General features: G+C 67.1%; 17 protein-coding genes. 14 read left to right on the top strand and 3 right to left on the bottom strand.

Going from position 1 to position 18038, the window contains the following annotated elements:
* Window positions 1-159 precede the first annotated feature (159 nt).
* Window positions 160-1263 (top strand): helix-turn-helix transcriptional regulator, encoded by a 1104-nt coding sequence (locus tag ACSQ12_RS07370; RefSeq protein WP_436064899.1) that lies wholly within the window; start codon window positions 160-162, stop codon window positions 1261-1263.
* A gap of 15 nt (window positions 1264-1278) precedes the next feature.
* Here the strand turns inward: ACSQ12_RS07370 and ACSQ12_RS07375 are convergent, their stop codons facing one another.
* Both ACSQ12_RS07375 and moaA read right to left on the bottom strand, forming a co-directional pair.
* Entirely contained in the window at window positions 1279-1545 is a 267-nt protein-coding gene (locus ACSQ12_RS07375; protein ID WP_436064900.1) for a MoaD/ThiS family protein, read from the bottom strand.
* Window positions 1546-1549: 4 nt separating this feature from the next.
* Window positions 1550-2680: a GTP 3',8-cyclase MoaA gene (gene moaA, locus ACSQ12_RS07380; RefSeq protein WP_209746183.1), complete on the bottom strand. Its 1131-nt coding sequence runs from the start codon at window positions 2678-2680 to the stop codon at window positions 1550-1552.
* Window positions 2681-2811: 131 nt separating this feature from the next.
* Here moaA and ACSQ12_RS07385 point away from each other — a divergent pair, with 131 nt between their 5' ends.
* From ACSQ12_RS07385 to ACSQ12_RS07425, 9 genes are all read left to right on the top strand, one after another.
* On the top strand, window positions 2812-3555 hold the full coding sequence (locus ACSQ12_RS07385; protein ID WP_436064901.1) for a response regulator transcription factor: 744 nt from the start codon (window positions 2812-2814) through the stop codon (window positions 3553-3555).
* Complete coding sequence (locus tag ACSQ12_RS07390) at window positions 3542-4783, top strand: sensor histidine kinase (RefSeq protein WP_436064902.1); 1242 nt, start codon at window positions 3542-3544, stop codon at window positions 4781-4783. The genes ACSQ12_RS07385 and ACSQ12_RS07390 overlap by 14 nt, the downstream gene beginning before the upstream one ends.
* A gap of 25 nt (window positions 4784-4808) precedes the next feature.
* On the top strand, window positions 4809-6374 hold the full coding sequence (locus ACSQ12_RS07395; protein ID WP_436064903.1) for a molybdopterin-dependent oxidoreductase: 1566 nt from the start codon (window positions 4809-4811) through the stop codon (window positions 6372-6374).
* Between the two features lie 60 nt (window positions 6375-6434).
* Window positions 6435-7691 carry a molybdopterin molybdotransferase MoeA gene (locus ACSQ12_RS07400; RefSeq protein ID WP_436064904.1) on the top strand — a complete coding sequence of 419 codons (1257 nt, stop codon included), beginning with the start codon at window positions 6435-6437 and terminating at the stop codon, window positions 7689-7691.
* A complete protein-coding gene (gene moaC, locus ACSQ12_RS07405; protein ID WP_390250979.1) occupies window positions 7679-8173 on the top strand; it encodes a cyclic pyranopterin monophosphate synthase MoaC in 495 nt (164 codons plus the stop codon). Before ACSQ12_RS07400 ends, moaC begins: the two co-directional genes overlap by 13 nt.
* A complete protein-coding gene (locus tag ACSQ12_RS07410) occupies window positions 8170-8694 on the top strand; it encodes a MogA/MoaB family molybdenum cofactor biosynthesis protein (protein WP_011691307.1) in 525 nt (174 codons plus the stop codon). Before moaC ends, ACSQ12_RS07410 begins: the two co-directional genes overlap by 4 nt.
* Window positions 8684-9151 carry a molybdenum cofactor biosynthesis protein MoaE gene (locus ACSQ12_RS07415; RefSeq protein ID WP_436064905.1) on the top strand — a complete coding sequence of 156 codons (468 nt, stop codon included), beginning with the start codon at window positions 8684-8686 and terminating at the stop codon, window positions 9149-9151. The genes ACSQ12_RS07410 and ACSQ12_RS07415 overlap by 11 nt, the downstream gene beginning before the upstream one ends.
* A 74-nt stretch (window positions 9152-9225) precedes the next feature.
* Window positions 9226-9984, top strand: a complete 759-nt coding sequence (gene dapB, locus ACSQ12_RS07420) for a 4-hydroxy-tetrahydrodipicolinate reductase (protein ID WP_436064906.1) — start codon at window positions 9226-9228, stop codon at window positions 9982-9984.
* Window positions 9985-9989: 5 nt separating this feature from the next.
* Entirely contained in the window at window positions 9990-10463 is a 474-nt protein-coding gene (locus ACSQ12_RS07425; RefSeq protein WP_436064907.1) for a hypothetical protein, read from the top strand.
* Here ACSQ12_RS07425 and ACSQ12_RS07430 read toward each other — a convergent pair.
* Window positions 10460-11695: a heparan-alpha-glucosaminide N-acetyltransferase domain-containing protein gene (locus tag ACSQ12_RS07430; RefSeq protein WP_436064908.1), complete on the bottom strand. Its 1236-nt coding sequence runs from the start codon at window positions 11693-11695 to the stop codon at window positions 10460-10462. The two genes, ACSQ12_RS07425 and ACSQ12_RS07430, sit on opposite strands and share 4 nt — an antisense overlap.
* Before the next feature lie 68 nt (window positions 11696-11763).
* On the opposite strand from ACSQ12_RS07430, the gene ACSQ12_RS07435 reads away from it, so the two are divergent.
* The 4 genes from ACSQ12_RS07435 to ACSQ12_RS07450 all read left to right on the top strand — a co-directional run bounded on the left by ACSQ12_RS07435 (window position 11764) and on the right by ACSQ12_RS07450 (window position 18035).
* Entirely contained in the window at window positions 11764-12177 is a 414-nt protein-coding gene (locus tag ACSQ12_RS07435; RefSeq protein ID WP_436064909.1) for a hypothetical protein, read from the top strand.
* 78 nt (window positions 12178-12255) lie between these two features.
* The gene (dapA, locus tag ACSQ12_RS07440) at window positions 12256-13164 is read left to right on the top strand and encodes a 4-hydroxy-tetrahydrodipicolinate synthase (RefSeq protein ID WP_436064910.1); all 909 of its coding nucleotides are present in this window, start codon (window positions 12256-12258) and stop codon (window positions 13162-13164) included.
* Between the two features lie 42 nt (window positions 13165-13206).
* On the top strand, window positions 13207-14898 hold the full coding sequence (locus ACSQ12_RS07445; RefSeq protein ID WP_011691314.1) for a ribonuclease J: 1692 nt from the start codon (window positions 13207-13209) through the stop codon (window positions 14896-14898).
* A 197-nt stretch (window positions 14899-15095) separates the two neighbouring features.
* Window positions 15096-18035 (top strand): DNA translocase FtsK, encoded by a 2940-nt coding sequence (locus tag ACSQ12_RS07450; RefSeq protein WP_436064911.1) that lies wholly within the window; start codon window positions 15096-15098, stop codon window positions 18033-18035.
* The last annotated feature ends 3 nt before the right edge of the window (window positions 18036-18038 follow it).

The following is an 18038-nucleotide window of genomic DNA, read 5'->3' on the forward strand; positions in this document are numbered from 1 at the left end:
GTCCTTGCCTTCCGTTTAGGTTTTCCGCACAGCTCACGGTAGGCACACCGCGGGAGGGACCGGTATCCCAGAAATCTGGGCGGAGACATCTTGCCGGGCCGTGATCACCGGGGTCCTGTGACCCCCACGTGCTGCGGTTCCCGGGGCCATACTGTTTGCATGACCACGCACTGGGCGGCGAGCCGAAGCCTGGAAAGGATCGGTGACCTCTGCGGTTCGCCGCTGGAGGACCATGACTTGCGCGCAGCCCTGTTAGCGGAGATTGGCGGCATTGTTCCGTTCAGTTCGTTTGTGTGGCCCCTGACCGACCCCGAAACGTGCACCGGAATTTCACCGATGGCCCGAATTCCCTGCCCGCAGGAACTGCCGGCCCTGATCAGGTTGAAGTATGTGACGACTCCCGGCCGGTGGACGGCGCTCATCGACAACGGGCCGCCCGCGGTGACGCTGCGGACGGCAACCGGGGGAGACCCTGCCCGGAGCCCGCTCTGGAACGGCGTCCTCCGGCGGTACGGGGTGGTGGATGTCCTGTCCACGGTGTTCGCGGACAGATACGGCTGCTGGGGCTGGCTTGATCTGTGGCGGAGCGCAGATGACGGGCTATTTACGGACCTCGAAGCGAAGCACCTGGCGGCTGTGGCGCCCGTCATCGCGGCTGGCCTGCGGCGAAGCAGGGCAGCCCGGATGAGGCTCGATGCGAAGCCCCGCCGCGACGTGCCGCCCGTGGCGGGGCTGCCCCAGCAGGCGGTGCTGACGCTGGACTCGGAGCTGGAAGTAACGAGCCGGAGCGCCTCGGCGGCCGACTGGCTTTGCCTGCTGCAGCCGGGGCCCCGGCCGTTCGAGGCCGTCCCGGCCGAGGTCTTCAACGTGGCCGCGCAACTCCTGGCACGGGAGGCCGGAGTGGATTCCCATCCGGCGTCCGCCCGGGTAAGCATCGGCAGCGGCCGGTGGGCAGTGCTCAGGTCATTCCGGCTGGACCCGCGGGAGAACGGGGCAGCGAAGCTGGCAGTGACCATTCAGGAATGCCCGGCGGGGGAACGGCTTGACGTGTTCGCCCGGTGCTTCGGCCTGACGCGGAGGCAGCGCAGCCTGCTGGAACTCGCCGCGGGCGGACTGGACACCGCGGCGCTGGCGGCGGCACTTCGGATCAGCCCCTACACGGTGCAGGACCAGTTCAAACTTGTTTTTGCTGCATGCGGTGTAAGGAGCAGGAATTCACTGCTGGCCTTGGCCCTCGGCACGGAACGGGGCGGCCCGTCGTAAGAACCTGCCCGATCCCTAACCGCCGGCAAACGGCGGCAGCACGTCCACTACGTCATCCGGCCCCAGGACCACTGACCGGTCGCGCACGGCCACTTCATTGAGCAGGAAACTGCTGCGCGAAAGAAGCCGCGCGAGCGGCGGGGTACCGGCGGGCGGAACCGGGCGGTCGACGTCGAGCACGGCGCTCAACAGTTCCTCCAGGGTGGCGCCGTCGGTCAGTTCGAACTTTTCCTCGTCCACCCCTGCCGCAGCGCGCGCGGCAGCGAAATAACGTACGTTCAATGCTTCAGCCTCCGATGGCGCTCATGCTGCGGTCCGGCTGGACGAAGTCCGGAGCGTCCAAACCGACGTGGTCCATGCCGTGGGCTTTCGGCTTGATCCACATGGCGTCCTGCCAGCGCCCGGCGAGCTGCTCATCCGTGGCGCCTTCGCGCAGCAGCCCCAGGAGATCGACTTCCTCGCGTGAGAACAGGCAGCTCATGATCTTGCCCTCAGCCGTGATCCGGGTGCGGCGGCAGTCCGAACAGAACGGTTCGGTGACGGAGGCGATGATTCCCACTGTTCCCAGCACGGGGCCGGCGGCCTCGGCGGAACCCGGGGCCCTGCGGCGTACTTCGAAGCGTTCGGCCGGTGCACCGTCACGGTCCCTTGGATCGGCGCTGAGCACGTAGTCGACGGACAGGAGTTCGCGGATCTCGGCCGCGGTGATCATGTTCCGGCGGGTCCAGCCGTGGTCGGCGTCGAGCGGCATCTGCTCAATGAAGCGGAGTTCATAGCCGCGGTCCAGGGCCCACGCCAGCAGCGACGGGGACTCGGCGTCGTTGATTCCGCGCATCAGGACGGCGTTGAGCTTCACGGGACCAAGCCCGGCGGCCCACGCGGCGTCCACGCCGGCCAATACCTTGTCCAGGAAAGGCCTCCGGGTCAGCTTGGTGAACGTCTCCTCGTGCAGGGAATCCAGCGAAACGTTGATCCGGGAAAGGCCGGCAGCCTTTAGTCCGGCCGCCTTCTTATCCAGCCCCACCGCGTTGGTGGTCATGGAGATCGGCAGCTCCGGGTGCGCCTGGCGCAAGGCAGAGATAATGTCCAGTAGGTCGGCCCGGACCAGGGGCTCGCCGCCGGTGAGGCGCAGCTCGCGCACCCCCAGCATGTCGACGCCGATCCGAACTATTCTGACGATTTCCTCGGCGGACATCACGGCCTGCTTGGCCAGCCATTCGAGGCCTTCGGCCGGCATGCAGTACGTGCAGCGCAGGTTGCACTTGTCCGTCAGGGACAACCTCATGTCTGTGGCGCGGCGTCCGTACCGGTCCATGAGGCCCGCGGGCATGCCCTCCGGGCGCGACGGCAGCGACGGCACTCGCGGGTCGGAACCTGCGCCCTCCCGGGGTTGCGGCATACCAAGCTGAACACTCATGAATTCAGGCTACGCCACCTTGGGGTCAACCATCACGCCCATGACTCCGCGGATCTTACGGAATCCCTACGGATCGCCACAGCGGGCGGCAAAGCCGCGCCACACCCAGGCCCCGAACCTATGCTGGAGGAGTGAACAAGTCCCAGCCGGCACCGGCCCAGGCCACAGTCGGAAACCGGCGGATACTCCTCGTCGAAGACGAACAGACCATCGCCGGCGTGGTCCGTGACTACCTTGTGCAGGCGGGCTTCCAGGTGGACCTCGCCGCGGACGGGTTTACGGCCCTGCGCCTCGCCGCGGAGCGGCACCCCGACCTTGTTCTGCTGGACCGCATGCTGCCCGGCCTGGACGGCGTGGAAGTGTGCCGCAGGCTCCGCCAGACGACGAGCGTCCCCGTCATCATGCTGACGGCCCTGGGGACGGAGGATGACAGGATCCTGGGGCTGGAGGTTGGCGCGGACGATTACATCACTAAGCCTTTCTCGCCCCGCGAACTGGTGCTCCGGGTGCGCTCTGTCCTGCGCCGCAGCGTGCAGGAATTCAGCCCCGATCCTGCTGTCGAGGTTGCCGGGTTTGAGCTCAACCCTGCCGCCCGGACCGTGACGCATCACGGAACACCGCTTGCGCTGACCATCCGGGAGTTCGACCTGCTGGCTTTCCTGCTGCGCCGCCCCAACCAGGTGTTCAGCCGGGAGGAACTCATCAAGGCCGTGTGGGGCTGGGACTTCGGGGACCTCTCCACGGTCACCGTTCACGTCCGCCGGTTGCGCGAAAAGATCGAGGCGGATCCCACCCGGCCTGCCCTCCTGAAGACGGTGTGGGGCGTGGGCTACCGGCTGGACACTCCGGACGGAGCCTCCGGTGCAAACAGCTGAACTTCTCGCCATCGTGGCCTGGGCGCTGCTCTGGGCCGTGGTCATTGGAGCAGCATCGCTGCTGCTGCTCAGACCACTTCGCAGGACGTCCATCGCCGTCCAGATCTGCGTGGTGGTGCTGTCCACCGTTGCGGTCCTGACCGCAGGCATGGTGAGCGCCTTCAATGCGATGGTTATTTCCGCCCGGGACCTGGAGGTCATGTGGTACGTTCTGGCCATCGCATCCGCGGTGGCCGTGGCCATCTCACTGGTCCTCGGGGCGCGCGTGTCGCGCAACGCCAAACTCCTCGCAGCTGCCGCAAGGAGCATTGGACGCGGCGAGCATCCGGGCCTGCCGGCGCCGCTCATGAGTTCCGAGCTCTCGGAACTGGCGGACGAACTGGAACGCAGCAGCCGCAGGCTGGCTGAATCCCGGGAGCGGGAGGCTGCCGTCGAGAACTCCCGCCGCGAACTCGTCAGCTGGATTTCGCACGACCTTCGCACGCCTCTGGCCAGCATGCGCGCGATGGCCGAAGCGCTTGAAGACGGAATGGCCGACGACGTCAGCGGCTACTACCGCAAAATCATCAGCCAGACAGACCAGATGGCCATCATGGTCAATGATCTCCTGGAGCTCTCCAAGATCCAGGCAGGCACCCTGCGGCTCAAGGCCGAACCGCTGGATCTCTACGACCTCGCCAGCGACGCGATCGCGGACCTCGCACCGCTCGCCACCCGCCGGAAGATAAGGCTCGACGGCGGCGGGGTGCGGGAGTGCCTGGCCCTCGCGGACGGCCCCTCCTTGGGGCGGGCGGTCCGCAACGTGGTGCTGAATGCCATTTTGTACAGCCACCCCGCCTCCGGCGTGACCGTTGAAGTCACCAGGGACGGGGACGATGCGGTGGTTTCGGTGACGGACCGCTGCGGCGGAATTGCACCGGAGGACATCCCCCGCCTCTTCGACACCGGATGGCAGAAGAATCCCTCGCGCAGCCGCTCCGGCGGCACGGGTATCTCCGGACCGGAACCGGAAGCCGCGGGCTACAGCGGCGCCGGGATCGGGCTCAGCATGGTGGCCGGAATCATCCGCGCCCACGAGGGCAGCGTGACGGTGGAAAATGTCGACGGCGGCTGCCGGTTCTCGCTGCGCCTGCCCGCCCCGGACCGGGCTCACCCGTCGGACGCCCCGCGCCGGAGTTCAACCGGAAGCCAGGACATGACGGAAGCGAAGGTGCGCCGTGGACACTGATCCGCAGGGAAGGGGATCCGCGAAAATGCCTCCCGACGCTGTTCCTGCCGCCGTCCCCGGCGCGGTCGCCGCCGCCGGCCGGCGGGCAGCGGCCGCAGGCGTTGTCGCCGTGGCCGTCGGTGTGGTGGCTGGCGAACTCGCCGCCGCCCTCGTGAGCCCCTCACTTTCGCCCTTGACCGGCGTTGGCGGTGCAGTGATCGATGCCGTACCTCCGGCCGTGAAGGACTGGGCCATCTCAGTGTTCGGCACGGCGGACAAGCTGGCGCTGCTCGTCGGCATGGGACTGGCCATAGCCGCCCTCGCTGCGCTAGCCGGCCTCCTGGAGTGGCGGCGCCGCTTAGCAGGGTTTGCAGTCATCGCCCTATTTGGTGTGGCGGGCCTGGCGGCGGTCCTTGGCCGGGAACAGGCAACCGGCAGCGCCATTGCGCTGCCCCTGCTTGCGGCCGGAACCGGAATCCTGGTCCTGCGCTGGCTGATGTCACGCCTCCGCGACTGGGGCCCGGCAGCCGCGGCGGCCGGACCGGCCCGGCGCCGGTTCATGCAGGCACTGGGCGGCTCCGCCGTCGTCGCGATCCTTGGAGGCGCGCTTGCTGTTGCCCTGCGCGCCGCCGCGGCCGGCGTCAGCGAATTCCGGAGCAAACTTGCCTTGCCGTCCCCGGCATCCCCGGTCCCGCCGGTTCCGGCAGGAGCTGAGCTGAGGCTTGACGGCATCAGTCCGCTGGTCACGCCCAACCGGGACTTCTACCGGATCGACACTGCCCTCACTGTTCCGGCAGTGGACCCGGACACCTGGGTCCTCAAGGTCACGGGAATGGTGGAACGGGACATCGAGCTCGACTTCGCCACGCTGCTTTCGAAGCCCATGACCGAACGCCACATCACCATCGCCTGCGTCTCCAATGAAGTGGGCGGGGACCTCATCGGCAACGCGCTGTGGCTGGGCTGGCCGGTCCGGGAGCTGCTGGCCATGGCCGGGCCGCAGAGCGGTGCGGACATGGTGCTGTCCCGCAGCAGTGACGGCTGGACGGCCGGCACACCCCTGGAAGCGTTGACGGACACACGGGACGCCCTGCTCGCCGTCGGCATGAACGGCGAACCGTTGCCGCTGGAGCACGGCTTCCCGGTGCGGCTCATTGTGCCCGGCCTGTACGGCTACGTTTCTGCCACCAAATGGCTCACGGAACTAAAAGTGACCCGGTTCGCCGACGACGCCGGGTACTGGACCCCCCGCGGCTGGAGCGAGCGCGGACCCATCAAAACGTCCTCACGCATCGACGTCCCGCGCACCGGCCGGCCGGTGCGTGCCGGAACGGTGGCTTTCGGCGGTGTCGCGTGGGCCCAGCACACCGGAATAGGCACAGTGGAACTCCGCGTTAATCGCGGCCGCTGGCAGGCGGCGGAACTTGCACCCGGCATGTCCCGGGATACCTGGTACCAGTGGCAGCTCTCACTGCCCCTCACGCCCGGGCAGTATGAGATCCAGGTCCGGGCCACGGACCTCAACGGTGTGCCGCAGATTGAAAAGCCGTCCCGGGTCGCCCCGGACGGCGCCACCGGATTCCACACCATTAGAGTTGACGTGACGCCGTAGCGGGCCGGCGGCCCCGGTACGCCCGGCATCCGAGCACGCCAGGACCCAGGTAAGGAACGTATGCACCGCACCGACAACAGTCATGGTCACACCGCCACAGGGCACGGCCACCAGGCCCGCACCGTGGAGGCCCACCGCGAGGCGGTACGAGAGCTCCTTGCGGACTTCAGCGGTCCCGGGCGTACCGAAGAGTTGCCGCTCCAGGCGGCGCTGGGACGCGGGCTCGCAGCGGATATCCCCGCGCCCGTGGACCTGCCGCCCTTTGCGAACTCCCAAATGGACGGCTTCGCCGTCCGCAGCCAAGACATTCCCGACGGCGGGACAGACCTGAAAGTGGTGGCGCCCATCCCGGCCGGTGCCACTGCTGCGGCGCTGGAACCGGGCACGGCCGCGCCGATCATGACCGGAGCCATGATTCCTGCCGGAGCCGACGCCGTCGTACCCGTTGAAAAGGCGGTTCCGGACTCCTTTCCGGAACCCGGAGCGGCGGCCACCGTCCGGCTGCCGGCAACGGACCCAGGCACATACGTCCGCAATGCGGGCAGCGACATCCGGGCCGGGGAGCTGGCGCTCGCCGCCGGAACGTTTCTGGGCCCGGGCCAGCTGGGGCTGCTGGCGGCGCTGGGCATCACGCAGGTTACGGTACACCGGAAGCTGAAGGTGCTCCTCGCCACCACGGGCGACGAAGTGGTGGAGCCTGGCAGCCCGCTGGAACCCGGCAAGATCTACGACGCCAACGGCACGCTCCTCGAAGCCGCCATGCGCCAGGCCGGGCTGGATGTCCTGCGGGCTGCGATCTCAACGGACAGTCCGGACGAGCTGACGGCCATGCTGCGGAGGCATGCCCCGCAAGTGGACCTGATCGTCACCACGGGCGGTGTCAGCAAAGGAGCCTACGAGGTGGTCAGGCAGGCAGCCGCGGGACAGGACGTGGAATTCCTGCACGTGGCCATGCAGCCCGGCGGGCCCCAGGGGATCGGGCGGTTCGACGGTGTCCCGTTCGTGGGTTTCCCGGGTAACCCGGTCAGCTGCCTGGTCTCCTTCGAAATGTTCCTGCGCCCTGTCCTCAGCTCGTTGTTCGGCGCACCGGCCCCGCGGCCGGCAATCCTGGCCAGGCTGGCGGCACCGCTGGAGTCACCCGAGGGGAAGCACCAGCTCCGGCGCGGCACGCTCCTTCCGGACGGCTCGGTCCGGCTCGAAGGAGGCGCAGGCTCGCACCTGATCCATGCCCTGGCCAATTCCAACGCCCTGATCCATGTCCCGGTGGGGACTTCTGCGCTCGCCGCGGGCGCAGAAGTGGAAGTATGGACGCTGTGAACAATGAAGACAACGCTGCCGGGCTGACGCATCTGCGCCGGGACGGGACAGCGCAGATGGTTGATGTTTCCGGCAAGGCCGAGACCACACGGGAGGCCACAGCCACCGCCACGGTCCGCACCACCGCGGAGGTACTCGCCCTCCTGGGCGCGGGCGACCTGCCGAAGGGCGACGCGCTGGCGGTTGCTCGCGTCGCAGGAATCATGGCAGCGAAGAAGACTCCCGAGCTCATCCCGCTGTGCCACCCGCTGCCCATCTCCAAAGTCACTGTCGACTTCGAACTGGGCCTGGATGCCGTTGCGGTCCTGGCAACCGTCAAGACCCGCGGCGTGACCGGCGTCGAAATGGAAGCGCTCACCGCGGCGTCGGTCGCGGCCCTCAGCGTGTACGACATGATCAAGGCAGTCGACAAGCATGCCGTATTGACAGACATCAGAGTGCTGGCCAAAAGCGGCGGCAAGAGCGGGGACTGGACAGCATGAGCACCTTCGGACAGCAGCCCGAACCGCACCGCCACGGGGAGGCCACCGGCCGGAAGGCCGGCGTCGTGATTGCCTCCAACCGGGCGGCGGCGGGCATCTACCGCGACGAAACCGGACCGGTGATCACCGATTGGCTGACCGAGCACGGCTTCGAGACATTCCCTGCGATGGTGGTGCCCGACGGCGAACCCGTGGGCGCCGCGCTTCGCGCCCTGCTGACACAGCAGCCCGCCGTGATCATCACCAGCGGCGGCACCGGCCTGAGCCCGGATGACCTGACCCCGGAGATGACGGTTCCGCTGCTGGACCGCGAAATACCGGGGATCATGGAAGGAATCAGGCAGGCCGGACTGGCCAAGACTCCCATGGCCATGCTGAGCCGTGGACACGCGGGCGCGGCCGGACGCACTTTCATTGTCAATCTTCCCGGATCACCCAAGGGCGTCATGGACGGCCTGAGCGTGCTGGATCCGGTCATCAGCCACCTTTGCGACCAGTTGGAAGGCAGCCATGAGCACTGACAAGGCCACTGAATCCGGATTCGAGATCGTGAATGCCGTGCTGAGCGCGGAGCCTATTTCCGTGGCGCAGGCTATCGCCGCTGTGGAATCCGACACGGCCGGCGCCGTCGTCAGCTTCAGCGGCGTGGTCAGAAACCACGACGGCGGCAAGCTTGTTGAGCGGCTCAGCTACAGTGCACATCCCACCGCCCACCAGGTGATGGCCGACGTCGTCGCCCGGCTCGTCGCCGAACATGCGGGCGACGGCGGCGAAACAGTGCGGATCTGGGCCGCGCACCGGGTGGGAATGCTGGAAATCGGCGACCCTGCCCTGGTCTGCGCCGTGTCCGCCTCGCACCGCGGCCAGGCCTTCGAGGTGTGCTCGGAGCTCGTTGACCGGATCAAGGCCCAGGTGCCCATCTGGAAGGAACAGTTCTTCAGCGACGGGACCGTCGAATGGGTCGGGGCCGGAGCCTGAAGAAAGGGGCCGGAGCCTGGTAACCTCCCGTCCCGGTTCATCCGCGCAGCCGGCCCGACGGTAGGGTTAAGTCCATGACCGAACAACTTGCCGTCGCCGTCCTGGGCGCGAACGGGCGCATGGGCGCCGAGGCCGTGAAAGCCGTTGAAGCGGCCCCCGACATGAAGCTTGTAGCGGCCCTCGGACGCGGTGACTCCCTCGACGAGCTGGTCAGCGCCGGCGCCCGGTTCGTGGTGGACCTGACCGTCCCCGAAAGCACCGAAGCGAACGTCCGCTTCGCCGTCGAACACGGCATGCACGCCGTCGTCGGCACTACCGGCTGGGACGCCTCCAGGCTCGGCGCGCTTGAGGACCTGCTGGGCCGGAATGCCGGGGTGGGCGTCCTCATTGCCCCGAACTTCGCGCTCGGCTCCGTCCTGGCGTCCGCTTTTGCCGCCAAGGCCGCCAAGTACTTCGAGTCCGTTGAGGTCATCGAACTGCACCACCCGGACAAAGTTGACGCACCCTCCGGCACCGCCGTCCGCACCGCGCAGCTGATCGCGGCCGAACGCGCCGCCGCCGGCATTGGCGCCAGTCCGGACGCCACCACCACCGAGCTCGCCGGCGCCCGCGGCTGCGATGTGGACGGTATCCGCGTCCACAGTGTGCGGCTCCGCGGCCTTGTGGCCCACCAGGAAGTCCTGCTCGGCGGACCGGGGGAGCAGCTGACCCTGCGCCACGACTCCTTCGACCGGGCTTCCTTCATGCCGGGCGTGCTGCTGGGAGTGCGGAACGTAGCAGGCCACCCCGGGCTGACCGTGGGCCTGGACGGCTACCTTGACCTCGGAGTCTGACGGCAATGGGCAACGTCCTCGCCGGCTTTAAGAAGAACCGCACCAAAATCTGGGTCGGCGCGGTGACGCTGCTGCTGGTCTTCTACCTGGTGGTGTCCTTCCAGCGCTCCGTCCTGCTCCTCGCCGATCCCAACGCCGTGGCCAAGGCCATTGGTGCCGCCTACCTGGTCCTGCCGGTCATCGGAGCCTGGGCCCTGGTCCGTGAACTGCTGTTCGGTGCCCGGACCGAACAGATGGCCAAGGTCCTCGAAGCCGAGGGCGGGCTGCCGGTTGACAACCTGCAGCGCACACCCGCCGGGCGGATTGTGCGGGAATCGGCAGACGCCGAGTTTGAGAAGTACCGGACCGAAGCCGAGGAAGCGCCGGAAGACTGGCGTTCCTGGTTCCGGCTGAGCTGTGCCTATGACGCCGCGGGCGACCGCAAGCGCGCCCGCGCATCGATGCGTGATGCCCTGAAGCTGTTCCGCCAGGGCGCCTAGCGGATTCCCGCCCGACGGTACCGGCCCACCTCGCTGGCGGCGTGGGCCACCCACTCCAGCGGCCCCCGCCAGTTGAGTGCCGCGAAGGACCCTCCGATGAGGATGGCCGTCAGCGCCTGCGCCGCATACACGCCTTCGCGGGTCCATCCGGCGGGCAACGGCTGCAGGTACATGGCGGCCACCAGGCACACATGCGCCGTGTACAGGGTGAGGGTCATGGCGCCGGCACCCCGCAGCGGCAGCAGCAGGTCCAGGCTGAGCCATTCGCCCAGCCTCCCGAGCAGCAGGCAGGCGCCTACCACCGCGGCCGCTACGGCCGAAGTGTGGAGCAGGTCCAGTGTTGTGCCCGAATGCGGGGCGCTGCTTGCCAGCCACCACCAGGAGCCCGATTGCTCCACACCGGCGAGGTTCACCTGCAGGAGGCTGTCCAGCGGGTAACGGGGGTCCGCCAGGTGGGCCCGCAGCGCTTCTTTGCCGCCCCACTCATCCATCATCAGCACCCCCAGCCATTTGGCCAGAACTGCCACCACGGTCCCGCCGGCCAGCAGCAGCACCTGGACGGTCGCCTTCGTCAGGGCGAGCCGGCCGATGACCAGCCCGATCAGCAGGTAGCTCAGCCACTGCAGGACGGGGTAGTACCCGGTTAGGAAAATGTCGCCCAGCAGGCGGCCCGGCGTGGTGAGGTCGTCCCAGTTGGGGTTGTGGCCCAGTTGCAGCGGCGGCGAAGGCGCCAGGAGCCACGGCCGCAGCAGGTAGGCCAGCACCGGCGAACCCAGTACCCAGCCGGCAGCCAGCGCACAGAGCGGCTTGATGCTAAGACCGATGAACGGGAGGACGCAAAGGAACAATACGGCGTAATGGACCAGGATCACCGCGACGTTCACTTCCAGCCCGCCCAGGAAGAGCCCGACGACGGCGATCACCAGGGCGCGCAACGCTATGCCGCGGCGTGCGCCGCTCAGCTCCCGGCCCTCTGGCGGACGCTGTTTTCCAGTGGACAGGGCGAGCCCGATCCCGGCCAGCACGGCAAACAGCGCGGCCGCACGCCCCGAGAAAGTCAGGCCGACCCACGTGGGCGTCAGCTGCGCGTCTGCTTCGAACGTGGGAAGCAGGTGGGTGGCCATCATGCCAAGAAGCGCCAGCCCCCGGGCCGCGTCGACTCCGGTGAGCCTCGTTGTGGTGCCGGTGCCTTTGGCAGTCCGCGAGGGGGAAGCAGTGCCACGGGAGGTCATGAGCCGATCGTCTCATATCCCGCTCACAGGCTCTTGTATTCGAATATATGTTCGAATAGCATCGGGGTATGAATGATGCACCGGAACGCCGACTTCAAGAACGCCGACTTCAAGAACGCCAGCTCCCGGAACGCGAGACCTCACCTGGTCCGCTCAAGGCGATGAGCCCCGGTGTGGTGGACTATCTCTTTCGGCAGCTGGTGGCCGGAAACCCGGCCGAGGATATCCAGTGGGGGAGGGAGGGTGTGGCCCTGTCCGCCCAGCCGCCCGGCGCCGAGTTGGCGCGGCGGCTCTCTGAATGCGACCTTGAGGCCCTCACGCCTACAGAGCTGTTCCACTACGTCCGCGCCGCCCAGCGGCTGGCCTCGTGGGCGGAGTCGTTGCGGGAAGATGCTGTAGCCCGCTACTGCGGTGCACCCGCCCCGGAATCGGCAGGCCGCGAACCGGCGGAGCCGGGACCGGCCCGCGGCATTGACAAGTGACGTTCGTGGTGTGAATTTGACGACGATCACGCGGCCGCCATTGTCCTAACAAGGCGGGGACAGGGTAACGTTTTTCCTATGGCTGACACTTCCGCGAATAACCCTGCTTTTGGCACCCTCCTGACCGCTATGGTCACGCCGTTCACTGAGGACGGCAAAGTGGACTACCAGCAGGCAGCGGAACTGGCCGAAAAGCTTGTCGACGACGGCTGCGACGGCCTGGTCGTCACCGGCACCACGGGCGAAACCTCCACCCTCACCGACGAGGAGAACGTGGGCATGTTCCGTGCGGTCAAGGAAGCTGTCGGCGGCCGCGCAGCCATCATCGCCGGCACGGGAACGAACGACACCGCGCACTCCGTGCACCTTTCCAAGCAGGCAGCCGAGGTTGGCGTTGACGGTCTGTTGATCGTCACGCCGTACTACAACAAGCCCAGCCAGGCCGGCGTACGCGCCCACTTCGAGACCATTGCCTCCTCCACCGACGTTCCCGTGATGCTTTACGACATCCCCGGCCGTTCCTCAATTCAGATTGCTCCGGAGACCCTGATCCGTCTCGCCGAGCACCCGAACATCGTTGCGGTCAAAGACGCCAAGGCCGATTTCGCCGCCGCCACGCGCGTCATGTCCCAGACCGACCTCCTGTTCTACTCCGGAGACGACGGACTGACCCTGCAGTGGATGGCGATGGGTGCCGTAGGGCTCGTGGGCGTCACCACCCACGTCGCTACCCGCCGGTTCCGTGAATTGATCGACGCCGTGAACGCCAACGATCTGGGCACCGCCCGGAAGATCAATTTTGAACTCGAACCTGTCATCCGGGCCACGATGACCCGTGTGCAGGGGGCCGTTGCGGCCAAGCAGATTCTTAAATGGCAGGGAGTCCTGCCCAACTCGGTTGTCCGTTTGCCCCTCGTGGAGCCGGACGAAGCTGAGATCGCAACCATCCGCGAGGATTTGGCGGAAGCAGGCATGGTCTTTTCCTGATCGGCAAATACCATTCCTGTTCCGCCCGGAAAGTAGTGCACTATGACCCAAACCGCCCTTCCCGGCCTTGTCACGCCACCGAAACTTCTCAAGGACACCCTGCGGATCGTTCCGCTCGGCGGCCTGGGGGAGATCGGCCGCAACATGACCGTTTTCGAAATCGACGGCAAGCTGCTGATCGTCGACTGCGGTGTCCTCTTCCCGGAGGAGACCCAGCCAGGCGTCGACCTGATCCTGCCCGATTTCTCCTACATCGAGAAACGCCTCGATGACATCGTGGCCGTCGTCCTGACGCACGGCCACGAGGACCACATCGGTGCCGTTCCGTACCTGCTGCGCCTGCGCGCCGACATTCCCCTGGTCGGTTCCCAGCTGACGCTCGCCCTTATCGAAGCGAAGCTGCAGGAACACCGGATCAAGCCGATCACCCAGACCGTCACCGAGGGACAGGTGCAGAAGTTCGGCCCGTTTGAATGCGAATTCGTGGCCGTCAACCACTCCATCCCTGACGCCCTTGCCGTGTTCCTCCGTACCTCCGGCGGCACCGTGCTGCACACCGGTGACTTCAAGATGGACCAGCTGCCGCTGGACGGCCGCATCACCGACCTCCGCCATTTCGCCAAGCTGGGCGAAGAGGGCGTGGACCTGTTCATGTCGGACTCCACAAACGCCGACGTGCCGGGCTTCACCACCGCCGAGAAGGAAATCGGCCCCACCCTTGACCGTCTCTTCGGCCAGGCGTCCAAGCGCCTGATCGTCGCGTCCTTCTCCTCGCACGTGCACCGGGTCCAGCAGGTCCTCGACGCGGCGGCCAACCACAACCGCAAGGTTGCCTTCGTGGGCCGCTCGATGGTCCGCAACATGGCTATTGCCGAGAAGCTCGGCTACCTCGACGTGCCCCCGGGCATCCTGGTTGACATCAAGAACATCGACAACCTGCCGGACAACCGTGTGGTGCTGATGTCCACCGGCTCCCAGGGCGAGCCGATGGCTGCCCTGTCCCGCATGGCCAACGGTGACCACCGTGTCGTCGTCGGACAGGGCGACACCGTGATCCTGGCGTCCAGCCTGATCCCGGGCAACGAGAACGCGGTCTTCCGCATCATCAACGGCCTGCTCAAGCTCGGCGCCGATGTCATCCACAAGGGCAACGCCAAGGTCCACGTGTCCGGCCACGCCGCGGCCGGGGAACTGCTGTATTGCTACAACATCCTGGAACCGCTGAACGCGATGCCGGTGCACGGCGAGACGCGGCACCTGATTGCCAACGGCAAGATCGCCCTCGAGTCCGGCGTGCCGGACGAGAGCATCCTGCTGGCGGACAACGGCACTGTGATCGACCTCCGGGACCACCAGGCCGACGTCGTGGGCCAGGTCGAGGTGGGCTACGTCTACGTTGACGGCTCCAGCGTCGGCGAAGTCACGGAAGCTGACCTGAAGGACCGCCAGACCCTTGGCGACGAAGGCTTCATCTCCATCATCACCGTGATCCACCGCGCCACCGGCAAGGTGGTTTCAGGACCGGAAATCCACGCCCGCGGTGTGGCTGAGGATGATTCCGTTTTCGACGAGATCATTCCCAAGATCAATGCTGCGCTGGAAGAGGCCGTGCTTAACCACACGGACCACACAACGCACCAGCTCCAGCAGGTTGTCCGCCGTGTTGTCGGCACGTGGGTCAACCGCAAGCTTCGCCGCAAGCCCATGATCATTCCGGTGGTGCTTGAGGCGTAAGCGCCCGGGATTGTTTGACGGGACCCGTCCCGCAGGAAAGCAGGCCCCCGGGCCGCTGCCTGCGGGACGGGTCCCGTCGTTTAACCCGGGCGAGCCCCCCGGAGACGCTTTGCCCCAGCCGTCCCGTCCGCAACATGCATCCCGGAACGCCCCGGAAATCCGGGGTTTTTGGCCGGGCTTCGGGTACCGTGGCGGGTATGGCGACACGTACCTCCTCCGCGCCTAGAGGCAACTCAAGCGGCAAATCAGGCAGCTCAGCGGGCAGGGGCTCCGGCTCCGCTGCGTCCAAATCCAGCCGGACCGGAGGATCATCGGGCACCGCACGCACCCGCCAGATCGCTGCCGTCGAACCCCGGCAGCCGTGGCTCGTGCGGGTGGCCGCGGGCGCGTGGCTGGGAATAGGGCACGTAGTCGGCGGCGGCGTCCGTCGGATCGGCCACGACGTCAGCGACCTTGCCCCCGAGGACCGCCGCGACGGTGCAGCCCTCTTTAACCTCGCCTTGGGCGTGTTTGTTGCAACCTTCGCGTGGTGGGGTTTCAAGGGATGGTTCCCCGACACTGTGTTCGCGATCGTCAACGGCACGTTCGGCTGGATGTCGCTGTTGCTGCCGCTCATGCTTTTCGTTTGTGCCTTCCGGCTGTTCCGCCAGCCGTCGGACGGGCGGGGCAACAACAGGATCGGCATTGGCTTCCTCATCATGACGTTTGCCGGCTGCGGCCTGGCACACGTCATCGGCGGCCAGCCCACCGTAACGGACGGCTTCGACGGACTGAGGCAGGCCGGCGGAATGCTCGGCTTCCTGGCCGCCTCGCCGCTGGCTGCCCTGCATGTCGCGGTGCCTGTGGCCGTGTACGGCCTGCTGGCCTTCACGTCCCTCCTGATTGTGACCGCTACGCCCTTCGGCGCGATTCCCCGCCGGATCAGGGATGCCTACGAGCACCTCATGGGCATTGACCTGCAGGAACCCGGCGACGTTCACGACCGCAGCTACCTCTACGAGAACGCCGGCAAGGACGAGCCCAAGAAGAAGCGGCGCAGCAGGCTGTTCGGCAAGGACCAGGAGACTGATCCCCGCCTCGAAGGATATGTGGGCGACGAGGCTTTCGAACATGCCGTCATCGACGACGACGAAACGGCCGGCAGCCCCAGCGGCACCAAGGCAGGCGGCAAGGGTCCGCGTCCGGCGCCCGGTGTGCGCCGGCCCACCCAGGCCGAAATCGCCGTCGAGAAGATCAAGGCAGCCCAGGGGTTGGGCACCAAGGGACAGGATGCAGGCGGCGAGAACGCCACCGAGGCCATCCCGCTGGTGACTCCGGGGATGGTGGCTGCCGGATCACTCAATCCCGCAGCCGGTGCTGCCGCCGTTGCCTCAGCCGCGCAAGTGCCGTCGCGACCCGTCGCCCCGGCGCCGCCGCCCACGCCGATCCCGCAGCGCACGGAGCAGCTCTCGCTCGCAGGGGACGTCACGTACACCCTGCCGTCGTCGGACGTGCTGACCCCGGGCTCCATCCCGAAGGAACGCACGGAGGCCAACGATGCGATCGTGGCGTCACTGACCGAAACGCTCAACCAGTTCAACGTGGATGCCCAGGTCACCGGCTTCAGCCGCGGCCCCACGGTCACCCGGTACGAAATCGAACTCTCCCCGGGCACGAAGGTGGAACGCGTCACGGCGCTGTCCAAGAACATCTCCTACGCCGTCGCGTCCAGTGACGTCCGTATCCTCAGCCCGATCCCCGGCAAGTCCGCCATCGGCATCGAGATCCCCAATACGGACCGCGAAACCGTGTCCCTCGGCGATGTGCTCCGCAGCCAGAACGCCCGCCGCACCGACCACCCGATGGTCATGGGCGTCGGCAAGGACGTCGAGGGCGGCTACGTGGTGGCGAACCTCGCCAAGATGCCCCACCTGCTCGTAGCGGGTGCCACCGGTGCCGGTAAGTCGTCCTTCGTGAACTCCATGATCACCTCCATCCTGATGCGCGCCACGCCGGACGAGGTCCGTATGGTGATGGTGGACCCGAAACGCGTGGAACTCACGGCGTACGAGGGCGTACCGCACCTCATCACGCCCATCATCACCAACCCCAAGAAGGCCGCCGAGGCCCTGCAGTGGGTGGTCCGCGAAATGGACGCCCGTTACGACGACCTTGCCAACTACGGCTTCAAGCACATCGACGACTTCAACAAGGCGGTCCGGGCCGGCAAGGTCCACCCGCCGGTCGATTCCAAACGCGTCATCCGTCCCTACCCGTACCTGCTGGTGATCGTGGACGAACTCGCCGACCTCATGATGGTGGCACCGCGCGACGTCGAAGATTCCATTGTCCGCATCACCCAGCTGGCCCGTGCCGCCGGCATCCACCTGGTCCTGGCAACCCAGCGGCCTTCCGTCGACGTCGTCACCGGCCTGATCAAGGCCAACGTCCCGTCCCGCATGGCGTTCGCCACCTCCTCGGTCACCGACTCCCGCGTGGTGCTGGACCAGCCCGGCGCGGAAAAGCTCATCGGACAGGGTGACGCGCTCTTCCTGCCGATGGGCGCGTCCAAGGCCATGCGCGTCCAGGGCGCCTGGGTTACGGAATCGGAAATCCACAAGGTCGTTGAGCACGTCAAGGGCCAGCTGAAGGCTGTGTACCGCGACGACGTCGCGCCCGAGGCGCAGAAGAAGCAGATCGACGACGACATCGGGGACGACCTCGAAGTGCTGCTGCAGGCCACCGAACTGGTGGTCACCACCCAGTTCGGCTCCACCTCAATGCTGCAACGCAAGCTGCGCGTGGGGTTCGCGAAGGCAGGCCGGCTCATGGACCTGCTCGAATCCAGGGGAGTGGTGGGCCCGTCGGAGGGTTCCAAGGCCCGCGACGTCCTGGTGAAGCCCGACGACCTAGCCGCCGTCCTCGCTGCCATGAAGGGCCAGGATGCCCCTGCTGCGCCGGATTCGCAGACCGCGGCACTCAGCGACAACGCCAACGCGAACATCGCCCAGGGCGGCTACGCCGAGGACCTCGTGGCGGCTGACCTGGACAACCGCACCCAGAAAGTGGAGTACTACGACGGCGCCGACGGCAGTGCGGGAGGCTATGGTGACGACGAAGACGGCTCCGAAGACGCCTGGTCGCTCACCGGACGGTAGCCT

Source organism: Arthrobacter sp. LjRoot14 (genome assembly GCF_964253905.1).
Lineage (GTDB): Bacteria > Actinomycetota > Actinomycetes > Actinomycetales > Micrococcaceae > Arthrobacter.